Source organism: Bacteroidota bacterium, assembly GCA_008933805.1.
Classification (GTDB): Bacteria; Bacteroidota; Bacteroidia; order UBA8524; family UBA8524; genus SB11.
The window spans coordinates 49,793-62,095 of record WBUH01000017.1 but is presented as its reverse complement, the minus strand read 5'-3'; the positions used below and the strand labels follow the sequence as shown (position 1 = coordinate 62,095).

The 12,303-nt window shown below is 40.9% G+C and carries 12 protein-coding genes; 4 read left to right on the top strand and 8 right to left on the bottom strand.

Annotated elements, in window-relative coordinates; translation table 11 throughout:
- Window positions 1–20: 20 nt before the first annotated feature.
- Together F9K23_15335 and F9K23_15330 are read right to left on the bottom strand one after the other, a co-directional pair.
- A complete protein-coding gene (locus tag F9K23_15335) occupies window positions 21–719 on the bottom strand; it encodes a response regulator transcription factor (protein ID KAB2914083.1) in 699 nt (232 codons plus the stop codon).
- On the bottom strand, window positions 712–2,202 hold the full coding sequence (locus F9K23_15330) for a HAMP domain-containing histidine kinase (protein KAB2914082.1): 1,491 nt from the start codon (window positions 2,200–2,202) through the stop codon (window positions 712–714). Before F9K23_15330 ends, F9K23_15335 begins: the two co-directional genes overlap by 8 nt.
- A gap of 96 nt (window positions 2,203–2,298) precedes the next feature.
- Between F9K23_15330 and F9K23_15325 the strand changes: the two genes are divergently transcribed.
- Complete coding sequence (locus F9K23_15325) at window positions 2,299–3,240, top strand: T9SS type A sorting domain-containing protein (protein ID KAB2914081.1); 942 nt, start codon at window positions 2,299–2,301, stop codon at window positions 3,238–3,240.
- A gap of 82 nt (window positions 3,241–3,322) precedes the next feature.
- Here F9K23_15325 and F9K23_15320 read toward each other — a convergent pair whose 3' ends face one another.
- The 5 genes from F9K23_15320 to F9K23_15300 all read right to left on the bottom strand — a co-directional run bounded on the left by F9K23_15320 (window position 3,323) and on the right by F9K23_15300 (window position 9,214).
- The gene (locus tag F9K23_15320; GenBank protein ID KAB2914080.1) at window positions 3,323–4,240 is read right to left on the bottom strand and encodes a DUF3298 and DUF4163 domain-containing protein; all 918 of its coding nucleotides are present in this window, start codon (window positions 4,238–4,240) and stop codon (window positions 3,323–3,325) included.
- Window positions 4,182–4,916, bottom strand: a complete 735-nt coding sequence (locus F9K23_15315; GenBank protein KAB2914079.1) for a hypothetical protein — start codon at window positions 4,914–4,916, stop codon at window positions 4,182–4,184. Before F9K23_15315 ends, F9K23_15320 begins: the two co-directional genes overlap by 59 nt.
- Before the next feature lie 122 nt (window positions 4,917–5,038).
- A complete protein-coding gene (locus F9K23_15310) occupies window positions 5,039–5,494 on the bottom strand; it encodes a DUF4920 domain-containing protein (GenBank protein ID KAB2914078.1) in 456 nt (151 codons plus the stop codon).
- 68 nt (window positions 5,495–5,562) lie between these two features.
- Entirely contained in the window at window positions 5,563–7,752 is a 2,190-nt protein-coding gene (locus F9K23_15305) for a S46 family peptidase (GenBank protein KAB2914077.1), read from the bottom strand.
- A 58-nt stretch (window positions 7,753–7,810) separates the two neighbouring features.
- Window positions 7,811–9,214, bottom strand: a complete 1,404-nt coding sequence (locus tag F9K23_15300) for an MATE family efflux transporter (protein ID KAB2914076.1) — start codon at window positions 9,212–9,214, stop codon at window positions 7,811–7,813.
- Window positions 9,215–9,349: 135 nt separating this feature from the next.
- Here F9K23_15300 and F9K23_15295 point away from each other — a divergent pair, with 135 nt between their 5' ends.
- The 3 genes from F9K23_15295 (at window position 9,350) to F9K23_15285 (ending at window position 10,760) form a co-directional block, all read left to right on the top strand.
- Window positions 9,350–9,631: a hypothetical protein gene (locus F9K23_15295; protein KAB2914075.1), complete on the top strand. Its 282-nt coding sequence runs from the start codon at window positions 9,350–9,352 to the stop codon at window positions 9,629–9,631.
- An 81-nt stretch (window positions 9,632–9,712) separates the two neighbouring features.
- Window positions 9,713–10,237: a hypothetical protein gene (locus F9K23_15290; GenBank protein ID KAB2914074.1), complete on the top strand. Its 525-nt coding sequence runs from the start codon at window positions 9,713–9,715 to the stop codon at window positions 10,235–10,237.
- Window positions 10,221–10,760, top strand: a complete 540-nt coding sequence (locus F9K23_15285) for a hypothetical protein (protein ID KAB2914073.1) — start codon at window positions 10,221–10,223, stop codon at window positions 10,758–10,760. Before F9K23_15290 ends, F9K23_15285 begins: the two co-directional genes overlap by 17 nt.
- A gap of 3 nt (window positions 10,761–10,763) precedes the next feature.
- Here the strand turns inward: F9K23_15285 and F9K23_15280 are convergent, their stop codons facing one another.
- Window positions 10,764–12,299: a tetratricopeptide repeat protein gene (locus F9K23_15280; GenBank protein KAB2914072.1), complete on the bottom strand. Its 1,536-nt coding sequence runs from the start codon at window positions 12,297–12,299 to the stop codon at window positions 10,764–10,766.
- Between the last annotated feature and the right edge of the window lie 4 nt (window positions 12,300–12,303).

The window sequence follows — 12,303 nt, the reverse complement described above, 5'->3', positions numbered from 1 at the left end:
GATACTGGGGATTGGGAATCTTAACTAACGACCAGTCTGAACCCCTTACGTTGGACATTTATAATGCTGATAGAAGCATCGGGTTTAAAGTAACCGCGCAAGCGGGTGATGTACACGTCCATACTGCGGGCAGTAAAGTAGCTGTCTTCTCCCCACAACTTCACAAGGGCCTTATGCCTTTCGAGCAACGTTTGTCCCTCGTTGCAAAGCAAGGTTAATAGTTCGGCTTCTTTCGGCGATAGATTAACAATGTTTCCAAAGCCCTGCAACTCGCGGGTTTGGGTATTAAACACAAAACCACCTATGGCTATTTCTCCGCTAACCTGTATGTCTTCTGAGGCTTTACGAGTACTCCTGCGTAATAAGGCTTTAATTTTCTGTAATAAAATCTCACTGTCAAACGGCTTGGTAATGTAATCATCCGCTCCCACTTCAAATCCGTTTAATACATCCGGTTTCATGCTTTTGGCTGTAATAAAAACTACGGGAACCACGCTGTCAAACCTCCGTATTTCCTGCACCAACGTAAAACCGTCTTTGTAGGGCATCATCACATCTACCAAGCAAATATCAAAACTGCCTGCCCTAAACGCAGAATACCCCTTTTCGCCGTTATCACACAGGGTAACGTTGTATTGGTGCATCTCTAAAAACGATTTCAGCACCGAACCGAAGTTCACATCGTCTTCAACCAACAATATGTGGGGGCTATTATTCATGTATTACAGGCAAGCTGATGGTTACTACAGTTCCTTTATTTTTTGTGCTTTCAAGGCTGATAGTGCCTTTATGCAACTGCACTATTTGCAAGGCATAACTTAGCCCCAACCCAAACCCTTTGGTGTTGTGTATGTTGCCGCTTTGGGCACGATAAAACTTATCAAACACACGTTTTTGCTCCTCTTTGCTCATGCCTATGCCTTCATCGCTTATGCTTATTACAACCTGCCCGTCTTGGTTTTTTGTGACTATGTGCAGCACAGGTTGCCCTTCTGAGTATTTCAGCGCATTATCTATTACATTGGCAAATACATTGGTAAGGTGCAACGCATCGGCCAATACATTGGGAATAGTAGCCGCAAAGTCTGTTTTAACAATAGCCTGCTTGGCTTTCAGTTGCAGTTCAAAATGTGCCTGCGCCTGCTCTAACAATGTATGAACGTTTAGTACCCGCAATGCCAATTTCACTTGCTGTTGCTCCAAAAGCGCCATTTGCAATATGGTTTCTACCTTTTGATTCATGTTCAGGCTTTCCTGCTTAATTATTGAAGCAAAATGCACCACTTGTTCGCTTCCGGTTTCTTTAAGCGCATCGGCGGCAAGCCCGATGGTTGCAATGGGGGTTTTGAACTCGTGGGTCATGTTATTGATAAAGTCGTTTTTTATCGTGCTGATTTTCTTTTGCTTTAGTATGGTGCGAATGGTTAGCCAAAAGGTTACCATAATAAACAACACAAAAACTGCTGAGTGGATAAGCACCCGCAACGACGACGACCACATTTTACGGTTTTTATCAGCCTGCGGTATTTGTACCAACAGTTCGTTGCGGTGCAGGGCAAGGCTGTTGGGAGACATAACAGTTTTATAAATATTAGGGGCATTCTTGTCAAAATTTTCTGAATGAAGCAGTAGTTCTCCGCTATGATTTTTTACGGCACACTCAAATCCTGTATTGATACCATTTTGTTCCAATGCTTCTTTTATGGTTGAATCAATGTTTTGTTGCTTCAAGCTCACAGCCGTATGCAGTGAATCAACGCTTAAATCTACCAAAATATCCCCTACAATACTATCAATGCGCTGTTCCCAACTTCTTACCTTGCTTAGGGTATCTAAATACACGATTTGGGTTTTGTGGGTAAGCTTATTATAGCCTGTATCCCTGCTAATACTTCTAATCTCAATAATAGAGTCGCTTTTAATAACGTTCATTTTTGCCGTATCCACCTTAAAGCCCTCGTTGGATGTATGGTGGTTAAATACTCGGTACACCTTCTGCTTTTCCATCTTAGCCACTACTTGTTTGAGCGCTTCGTTAACAGCATAGTCAAAATTCGATTCACCAATGGCTAATGAATTTCTTATCCAAATACCTTGTGAAAACAGCACCGCCAACACACACAAAAGGCTAAGAGTGATAATAATATTTATAGTACGTTGTTTCAATAAGGCAAAATTAGTATGCAGGTTTGCCTTTGCCATGCACTTTAACTTTTCATTAACAGGTTTTGTTAACTCTTTGGCTCTGCCGGGCTTGGTAGTTTTGAACTTGTAAAACACACTAAACTGTTACATAAAATGAAAACAAACACATTAGTAAAGGCATTGCTGCCCATGTTGCTGTTGGGCCATTGCGCTACCACGGTTGTTGCACAAACACCCGCTGAGAAAAAAGAAGAATACCGTATTAAAATTATGAAGGTTGAGGACGGTAAAACCTTTAGTATTGATACAGTTTTTTACAGCAAAGAGGATTTGCACAAGTTTCACGACCAACACATCAAACAACTATCGGAAGAAGGAAAATTGCCCGAAAAATTTACCTTTAAACTGGATGACACCGAAAACGGTAAAGACATTTTGATTATGCACGGTGATACCACCCAAGGAAAGGAAATAATGATTAAACGAGCTTTTCCGGGTGAAATGGGCAACGAGCCTTTTACTATTAAAATTGAGGGCGAAACATCTGAAGAACATAACGTAACAATTATCGGTGATGACACTTCTATTCAACACAATGTAATTATTAAGCGTATGCACACTGACAGCCTGCACGATGTATTGCAGTTGCTGCCAGAGGGCATTGACAGTAAAATGCTTGAAAGTGAGTTGAAAAACCTACCTAAAGGTGCTGAGGTACGTATGGTTAAAATTATTGCATTCATCAACCTTGAAGAGCCTACAAAAGAGGAGTTGAAAAAGAACAATAACGCCGAGATTAAAAAGGCTGCGAATGAAAAACAACTGACCGTGAACCAACTGAACGTGTACCCCAACCCAAGTAACGGCAAGTTTGCGTTGGATTTTGAACTGGCTGAAAAAGGTAAAACGCAACTGTTGGTTACCGACTTGCAAGGCAAAGAAATATATAAAGAGGAATTTGTGAACGAGGGTACAGGACTGCAAACCCGCCAATTGGATTTGAGCAACCAAGCAGGGGGTTTCTACTTGCTGAAAATTAAAAACGGCGATAAGTCGCTGGTGAAGAAAATCGTGCTTCAACACTCGGCAGAGTAAAGCCTACTCCTTACCTATAAAGCACAAAGACGCGAAACGTTAAACGTTTCGCGCCTTTATACTTTAAATATTTAATGAAGTTTTATTTCGCTTTTACCGACTCTGCGGCTTCGTGTTGTTTCTTCTCTTCAATCTTTTTAGGATTAAACTCATCACGCAGCCAGCTTTCCACCTCGGCATAGGTAAACGACATTTCAATTTTACCTACAGCATAAGCTGCCACTTCATACGGGTTGAAAAAGAATTTGATGCCATTTTCAGTGATGTAAAAGTTAGACGGTAAGGTGAACTTATTGTCTTTAAACCAAAAGCCTTGCTCCTCAAGATTACTCCCTGCGAGTAGCTGCATTTTTCGTAAAAACTTCTTTTCGGCCATTTTAGTAATGGCTGCCTGATAACCGGGTTTAAATACATCGGCAGCAGTCATACGTGCCCCTGTGCTTGGGTTAAAGTGATAATAGTTTACAAACTGATTAGGGTGTGCACCACCGGCAAAACTTTGCTCGTGGTGAGCCAACGTAAACATTCGCGGGGTGTTTTCATTTACAGTAAAGAAACGACTGTAGTACCATGCCGGAGTATAAGTTTCGCCACGGTTTGCACCCTCACGCTTGGCCTGTTCGTAGGCTTCATAATATGGAGCCAACAAGTCGTTGATGCCGTTTGCAGGCCTGTCACCAATCAACGGGCTGTATAATTTCTGACGGATAAAATTGTTTACCGAGTCGGATACTTGTCCGTGTAAACGAGCCTCAATTACAGGAAAGCTTGATTTAAAACTGGCACAATCAGCCGTATCGCTAACACAACCGTTAATGGTTTTATCAAACCCTTGCACCAAGTAAAATAGTGTATCCGAAGGCATCAAATCATGCATGGTTGAATCAGGGATTTTTTCGGCATTATCACCATGCGTAAGCCCTCCCTCGTGTCCTTTAGTCTCACAGGCGGCCATCACGGCCAGTGCTACCATTGTAGCCAGTAGTTGAATTTTGTTCATCAGGGATTTTGGATGTTTTTAGTTTTGCGCAACCCTCAAATGTTACTCCGCCAAATAGCACCTTGGCGTTAAATCGGCTTATTTTGCCTGTAGGGTTCTTACAAGGTTTTTCAGTAATTATTATTTGAATATCTTGGAAATTTTCGTTGACGGCACGGGTATAAAATATACGGCCAATTCCTGCCGAGTCGCGAGCTTCGGGCTGCGCTAATGAAAAGAACACCAACGTATCGTTGGGCATTTTAGCGGTAAACTTTATGTCTTGTCCAAAGGTCAACTCCCAGTTTTCGCCGTTGCAATCAAACACAGCATTACCGGTTTTTACTTTGCAAGCTTCTTTAGGGGCCTCGGTAAGAACAGCTACTACCTTTTTCACGTTCATCACGTTATCATACGATGCCTCCACCCCTACCGTAGACGGGGGTAATAAATCTCCTTCAAGGGTAACAAAAACTGGCTGGTAAGCCTCTTTGGTAACTCCATTTAATTGTTTGGCCAACTCGCCTGTGGCATCCTTCAGCCAATATTCTTTTCCAGTATTACAATCGGTAAAAGTGGTAAAACCCTCTTCCCAAACTGCATACCCATTAAATTGTTTTGCGGTTGATTTATTGCCTTGTTTACAACCAAAGGCCAATAAAATACAACTAGCCAGTATAAGGATATTCCTAAGCATAAAGGTTCAAAAATAATGTGTGCAACTACTAAAACCAATAACAAAAAAAGCAGGCTGTTTAGCCTGCTTTTTGGTTAGTAAAGACAGGTTTATTTCGAGTTAAAACCCATCTAACCATATTATTACTTTATTATCACCCCTGTAGCCTCAAACTCATATTCAACTTTGGGCTCGGTAATTTTAGCTATATCTTCTTTGCTTTTGCCTTCGTCTTCCGCAAGGTGTTTCAAACGCTCCACATCGGTTGTTTTGGTTCTTAAAACACCTTGTGCAATGGCAGTTTTACCGCTGGCATCTTTAGGAATAGAAAAAGAGTGGTCTTTGGTAATAATGCGTACATATTTATCGCTTCCCAAATCAAGGTTAAACCAGCAGCCTTTACTTTGGCACACTTTAGTAATAGTACCTGTTACTTTTCCTGTTTTCTCAGCTTCTGTTGCTGTAGCCATAAACTCAGCAATAGGGGTAGCAGCATCGGCAGTAACGCTTTGGTCGCCAAAAGTACCTGTACTGGGTAGTTTCTTTTCGCAAGCGGTAAATGCAGCAAGTGCAGCAAACAATATCAATATCTTTTTCATATGGGTTAAAAAATTAAATGGCGCAAAGGTACAAGATAGTACCTCCACGCCATTTTTGGTTAACTATTTTAGTAGATGGTTACTTTTTTACCACCTTTTACAAGATTAAGTTCTTTGATGATGTTGGTTGCACCGGCCAGTTTATCAATGGTAAACAATACATAGCGTATATCTACGCTAATAGTACGTTTGTAGCGGGTATCAAATACAATATCACCGCTCATTGCTTCCCAGTTACCGTCAAATGCCAAACCAATCAATTCACCTTTACCGTTCATTACAGGGCTACCGCTATTACCGCCGGTAATATCGTTATCAGTAATAAAGCAGGTAATCAATTCTCCGGTGGCTTTATCAGCATAGGCACCAAAGTCGTTGTTACGGTTTAGTTCCAACAATTTTGCAGGTACATCAAACTCGTCATCACCGGGTACATATTTCTCTTCAACACCGTCAAGAGTAGTAAAGTGCTTATACACTACCGCATCTTTTGCGGTATATCCTTTTACCGAACCATAGGTTAGGCGGAAAGTGCTGTTAGCATCAGGATAAAAGTTTCTGGTCGGGTCCATTGCCATCAAACCTTTAATGTACAATTCACCTTCTTTAGCTGTAGCGGCATTAAATGCATCAACACGGGCTTTGTAGTTTTTATCGTAGTTATCGTTAAATGCTTTTACCAGCTTGTAAGCAGGGTCGGCATTCAAAGCTTCCAACGTTGGGTTGGCTAAGTACGCGTTGATTTTATCTTGCGATACCATCATACTGTTTGCCATAACGCTGGCGGCATATTTAGTAAAGGCTTCATCAGCGCTAACACCGGGGTATTGAGCCAAAATCTCACCCAAAATAGCAGGGTGTTGGTCTTTAGGAATATCAGAGTAGAAGTAGCCCAACATTGCAGCCAATATGTTTTCTTCAACAGTTGGGTTGTATAGTTTAAAGATAGCTTCTGTGCGTTTTTTCAAACCATCAACGGCTTTAGTTTTTGCATCTTCTTTACCTTCGGCAAGGGCTTTATCCAAACTTGCAAAACCTGATGCTTGGTTAAGAATGATTGAACCCAAGATACCTTCACTCAAATAGGTGCGGTGTGTACAAATAGGCAAGTACTCAGCGTAGGCTTTATCAATGTTATTGAAGAGGTTAGCGTATTCGGCTTTACCTTCTGCCCATGTTTTAAACTTGGCTTCGTCGGCTTTCTTTTGGTCAACTACTTTAAGACGTTTGATTTGCTCGGTTTGGCCGATGAAGTATTTCCAGTAGTTAGCAATTTGAGCATAACGTGATGATAGTTGAATACGAACAGCAACGTCTTTGCTCATTTGTTGCTTCATCAATTCTAGCCTTTTTTCACGCAATTTCACAATGGCAGGGTTTACTTTATCAATTGCCATCTGGATACCCATTGCGGTTTCGTAACGGTTGGTGCGACCGGGGAAACCCATAATCATAGCGTAATCGCCTTCTTTAACACCATCCAATGAAATTGAAAGTGAGTATTTGGGTTTGTAGGGTACGTTCTCGGTTGAGTAATCAGCAGGTTTATTCTCTTTGTTGGCGTAGATACGGAACATTGAGTAATCACCGGTGTGACGCGGCCACATCCAGTTATCAGTATCACCACCAAATTTACCAATGTTTTGAGGGGGAGTTCCTACTAAACGAATATCGGTAAAGCGCTCCATTACATATAGTATGTATTGGTTGTTTTTAAAGATGTCTTTTACAAATGCTTCGTAGTGAGTACCATTGGTAGCCCTTTTAGCAATTGTATCGCTTAGTTCTTTAATTTTTCCGGCTTTTTGCTCATCGTTTAAGCCCATCAAAGCAGGCATTATTTGCGATGATACATCTTCCATACGCACCAATAGTGATACGCTAAGACCGGCGTTTTGTTTTTCTTCGGCTAGTGTTTTAGCCCAAAAGCCATTGTCTAAGATGTTATCTTGAACTGTACTGTGTGATTGTATGGCTCCGTATCCGCAGTGGTGGTTAGTAAGTACCAACCCTGTACCCGATACTATTTCACCTGTACAACCTCCGCCAAACCAAAGGATGGCATCTTTCAGGCTGGCTTTATTTACGTCATAAATCTGCTCTGGCTTAAGTTTCAAGCCCAGCTTTTTCATTTGGTCGTAATTGTATTTTTTTAGCAAAATGGGCAGCCACATTCCCTCGTCAGACGGTTCGAACGAGGCATTAGCAGCAAGCATGCTAAAGGCTAGGAATAAGGATAGTACTACTTTTTTTATCATGGTAATAATAAGTTAATGGGCGACAAAAATACAGTATGTATGGTTAGCCTCAAAAAAGCTAATCAAATTTCGGTGAAAAGGGGCTCTTCTTCGTTGTAAGTACCCAAAAACGACGGGTAAGCAATACCGCTGAGATTGTAAGTCCTATGGTGAGGCCATACCAAATACCCTCTACTCCCAAATCAAAGTTAAAGGCAAATACATAGGCCAAAGGCAAACCTACCGCCCAGTAAGCAAATAGTGTAACTACGGTTGGGTAACGCACATCGGTAACACCGCGCAATATGCCCAATGCAACGGCTTGTGCCCCGTCAGAAAACTGGAACAAAGCCGCTATAAGTAGTAACGATGATGCGTAGGCCATTACATCGGCTTGCTTGTTGAACAAGCCAGGCAAGGTTTGGTTAAATATCAAAAATATTGAGGCCGTTATTGCCATTGAGAAGGTAACCCATATAAGTGCCGAATAGCCTGCGCGTTTAATGGCTCCTAAATTTCTGTCGCTAAATGCAGTTCCAACACGTATCGCCCCTCCTGATGAAAGCCCGACTGAAATCATGTAGGATACAGCGGCTAAGTACAAGGCTACCTGATGGGCTGCTGACTGGTAGGGGCCTATCCAGGTAGTCATTACATTGGCGGCGGCAAAGGCTCCTACCTCAAAAAAGTATTGCAAGCCTGATGGCAAGCCAATTTTGAATATTTGTTTTAATTGTGGTGATGCAAGGTTAATTCCTTTAGGCATTACCCTGTATGCAGCCAATAGTTTAGAACGGAAAACGTACACCAATAGCGCTACAAATATGAAAACACGAGATATGACGGTGGCGTAACCTGCTCCGTTTAATTCCCATGCAGGGAAGCCCCAGTTTCCATAAATAAATAGCCAGTTCAGAAATATATTCATTACCACCCCTATTAAGGTAATTACCATAGCGGGTTTGGTGTAAGAAAGTCCGTCGGTAAAGTTTTTAACCGCCAACCCCGCCAACATAGGAAATGTGCCCAGTGTTATAATAAACAAATACTCACGCCCCATTTTCTGTATCAATTCCCCCTTTACAAACAACTCTATGTTATCAATCATCAATAACAAAACAACTGTAAGCAAAACGGTTATAAGAAACGAAGCTACAATGCTATACTTTAAATACCCTCCGCAAGCGGCTGTGTCATCCTTTGCTTTACTAATGGAAACTAATGTTGAAACAGCCATCATAATACCCACGCCAAGCACTGTAAACAAAAAATAAATAGCATTGCTTACACCTGCTGCCGCTACTGCCATTGCACCGTATCTTTCAGGCTCATTAGGATCGAATGCTGTGGATGTCATTGCTCCTACCATTGCATTATCAAACAACCCCATTAAAATATTACCCAGCTGACCTATAATAATAGGCAGACTGAGCAAAAAAGTTTGCCTGATATCGCTGCGGTATTGTTGCCAAAAGTTCTGCATGACCTGCCTTTGCTGAAAGGGCGGCGAAGTTACTTTTTTTGGTGGAAAATAGCAGGTTATAAATTTTTCATACGGGCAAGATTTGGAAAACCGCTAAAAATGGTTATTATTGCTTTACACTTAAAAATATTGTCTATGAAAAAGTTAATCAAATCAACACTAGTTTTGTTTGCTGCTTTAAGCATTGCTTCTTGTTCACTAACTGTTCCTGTTGCTGCTACTAGCAACGAAGTAGGTTCAAAAGTTGGTCGCGCTTCAGGTGCTTGTTACCTTGGAGTATTGTGTTTTGACGCTGACGCCAGCATTATGTCAGCAGCTAAAGACGGTGGTATTTCTAAAATATCTACTGTTGACTTCAAAACCTTTAACATTCTTAACCTTTACATCAAGTACGAATGTATCGTAACCGGTGAATAATTATTCCCAGTTATTACAAATACTAAAAAAGAGTAACAGCATTGTTACTCTTTTTTTATTTTGCCCATAAAACAAATATTGATGAAACTACTAAAACTGATAGCCCTTTTTGCCATTGTAGCTTTTGCTTCTTGCAAAACCAAAACCAAGATGAATTACGGAATGATTGGCTGCTACGTGCTTGATAGCGATGAAAAAGAAACCGGTGTAAGCAAAGAGGCCTTGAAGCTTTATGACAGCGTATTGCGGGTGAAGGATGTGCAATGCTATATTAATAAACTGACGGTTACTGATGAGGGCAAACGCTATTTCAGTTTTGTATTGGGTGATTTGCCGGATAAAATAGCTGAGAAAATAAAGGCTGACAGCTCAATAACTATTGTTAATCAACAAGTGAAAGAAATGGATAGCACGCAATACCACTGCTATAACATCCTAAAAACCAACGGACAAAACCTTGTTAAAATACATTTCAAGCAGAAGAATTTAACAAACTCGGTATTAGTAGATGCGGTGTTTGATAAAGTTGAAACCCGCGATGAGTTCTATAATAATGTTGACGCCTTTTTTAAACAAATGATTTGTGAAGATGAGAAGAAGAAATAAAATACTGTTATACCTCAGTATGGCTGCTTGTTTTTGGTATTCGTGCGGAGGATTGCGAGTAACCGGAAATGGTGGAAAGATAACAGAGTATGCAGAATCGTACTTTAAGGGCGAGGGCAAAATGCTTTTTTATATCAAGCCTATTGATTTCAAAACTGTCGATGGAGATAAACTAACTGCTGACTATACTTACATAAAGGGCGATACTGTAAAAAAAGATGTTGTGATTAACCTAAGCATTTACGGAGAGCCTCCATTTTCTGTGGCCGACTCTGTAACTGTGGTGTATAGCAACGGTATTACCTTTACTGATAATAGTATTAAACACCTGTTTAACGAAAACTTTAAGAGACACAAGTTTACCCGCCAAAGTATTGATATGCCCGGCGACAGACTTGCCGACTACTTCCAATCAAACGAGGTGAGCTTTATTGTTTATACGAAAGGAAAAGCGGTAGAATATAAAGGTGCTAAACAATGGAGAAAATCACACACTAAGATTTACCAGATAATTTTTTGGTAAGAATTATTTGCACCCTAGCCGCTTCATACCGGCTTTGGCTTTTTGCAAAATACTGTTTCGATACTCTTTGTTTTTATAGTCTGCGCATTGCTTGTAGCGATTGCAAGCGTTTCCGTATTCACCTTTGTCTTCGTGTATATTGCCCAATAACAAACAACTATTGGCCGCATAATACACCGTTAAATCTTTACCATCGGTCATTACTTTTTTGTACAACTCAATAGCAAGATCGGTTTTACCCATCTCGTGATACACCCTTGCTTTTCTGTAGTTATACTCCAGTTTTTGTTCAGCAGTTGAATATCTCGATTCGGTAACGCTATTTAGCGTAGCCAGTGCCTTATCATTATATCCGCCATCAAAAAACAACATACCTTTCAGCAAAACTTCATCGGTTGCTACACCGGCTTTTGCCTCTTTTTGTGCCCGTTTGTCCTCCTCAATCTCCTCGGCTCCATAGCGTGAAGCCATTGAACGGTAACGCTCGTAAGTGGCCGTTTCTTTCTTTAAAAAGTAAAACCACGAAAGGCGGATGTAAGCACTTTTAATATAATTCTGGCCGGGATGGAACGAAACATACATTTTGAAGTATTTATCCGCATCGGCATCGTTTCTGTACAGCTTTGCCTGCCCCATCAGATAGTCCAAATAATAAAACTTGTGGTATTCTTTTCCTGTAGGGCGTTTCTTTAAGGTTTCAATAGCCACATCCGTCTTCTTGCATTTAAGCGCAATGTTTGCCCGCAAATAGCAATTCAACAGGTTGGTTTGATAGTCGTTGGTGTTTTTCTCAACCAATACCCATGCCTCTTGCGGTTTCTTTAACACAAACATTTGAAGGTACACATAAATAAACAGTGCTTCCTGCTTTTGCAAAGGCAAATAATCCAGTTTGGCGGTACTTTTTATGATGGTCTCAATTTTTGCAATTCCACTGCTTATATCCCCATCAAGCCCCACGATGTTTGCCATCCATTGATAGTTTTCAGGGATAGTTCCCACAATGGTTTCAAGCATGCCCATTGTTTTTTTGTTGGGCAAAAAATCAGGGTACTTTTTAATATTCTCCTCAAGTATTTTATATGCCTCACGTATTTCTGTAGCGGCTTTAAAATACTCACCAAAACGTAAACGGTGTGTTGCCCAATGTACATAAACTTCGGCGCGACTGTAATTGTACCAAGGTGAGTTTTTATCCCCCTTCTCTAAAGCCGTTAAACGTGCTGAGAAGTTGGGCACCAGTTTATCATATTCGGCTTTGTTTTCGTTAATCAGTATCTTAAAAAAGTCAACATAGTCTTCGCCCAAAATCACTAACGTGTTATTAGGATTCGCTGCCTTTTCTTTGGCAAGTATTGCACTACCGCTTTCCAATTTCAGCGACAGAATTTCTTTCATTGCCGCCTGATAGTTAGCGCTATAGTCAAAACCGGCATACAAACCACGGCTGGTGGTTATGAGTAAAGCTATAAAAACAAAAAGGCTTTTGGCAGCAGTTGCCAAAAGCCTTTTGTGTATGTTGTTGTGTATCGCTGTCATATGG

What these genes read in the sequence shown, in the direction of transcription:
- F9K23_15335 (KAB2914083.1), bottom strand. Translation starts at nt 719, where the DNA reads ATGAATAATAGCCCCCACATATTGTTGGTTGAAGACGATGTGAACTTC.
- F9K23_15330 (KAB2914082.1), bottom strand. Translation starts at nt 2,202, where the DNA reads ATGGCAAAGGCAAACCTGCATACTAATTTTGCCTTATTGAAACAACGT.
- F9K23_15325 (KAB2914081.1), top strand. Translation starts at nt 2,299, where the DNA reads ATGAAAACAAACACATTAGTAAAGGCATTGCTGCCCATGTTGCTGTTG.
- F9K23_15320 (KAB2914080.1), bottom strand. Translation starts at nt 4,240, where the DNA reads ATGAACAAAATTCAACTACTGGCTACAATGGTAGCACTGGCCGTGATG.
- F9K23_15315 (KAB2914079.1), bottom strand. Translation starts at nt 4,916, where the DNA reads ATGCTTAGGAATATCCTTATACTGGCTAGTTGTATTTTATTGGCCTTT.
- F9K23_15310 (KAB2914078.1), bottom strand. Translation starts at nt 5,494, where the DNA reads ATGAAAAAGATATTGATATTGTTTGCTGCACTTGCTGCATTTACCGCT.
- F9K23_15305 (KAB2914077.1), bottom strand. Translation starts at nt 7,752, where the DNA reads ATGATAAAAAAAGTAGTACTATCCTTATTCCTAGCCTTTAGCATGCTT.
- F9K23_15300 (KAB2914076.1), bottom strand. Translation starts at nt 9,214, where the DNA reads ATGCAGAACTTTTGGCAACAATACCGCAGCGATATCAGGCAAACTTTT.
- F9K23_15295 (KAB2914075.1), top strand. Translation starts at nt 9,350, where the DNA reads ATGAAAAAGTTAATCAAATCAACACTAGTTTTGTTTGCTGCTTTAAGC.
- F9K23_15290 (KAB2914074.1), top strand. Translation starts at nt 9,713, where the DNA reads ATGAAACTACTAAAACTGATAGCCCTTTTTGCCATTGTAGCTTTTGCT.
- F9K23_15285 (KAB2914073.1), top strand. Translation starts at nt 10,221, where the DNA reads ATGAGAAGAAGAAATAAAATACTGTTATACCTCAGTATGGCTGCTTGT.
- F9K23_15280 (KAB2914072.1), bottom strand. Translation starts at nt 12,299, where the DNA reads ATGACAGCGATACACAACAACATACACAAAAGGCTTTTGGCAACTGCT.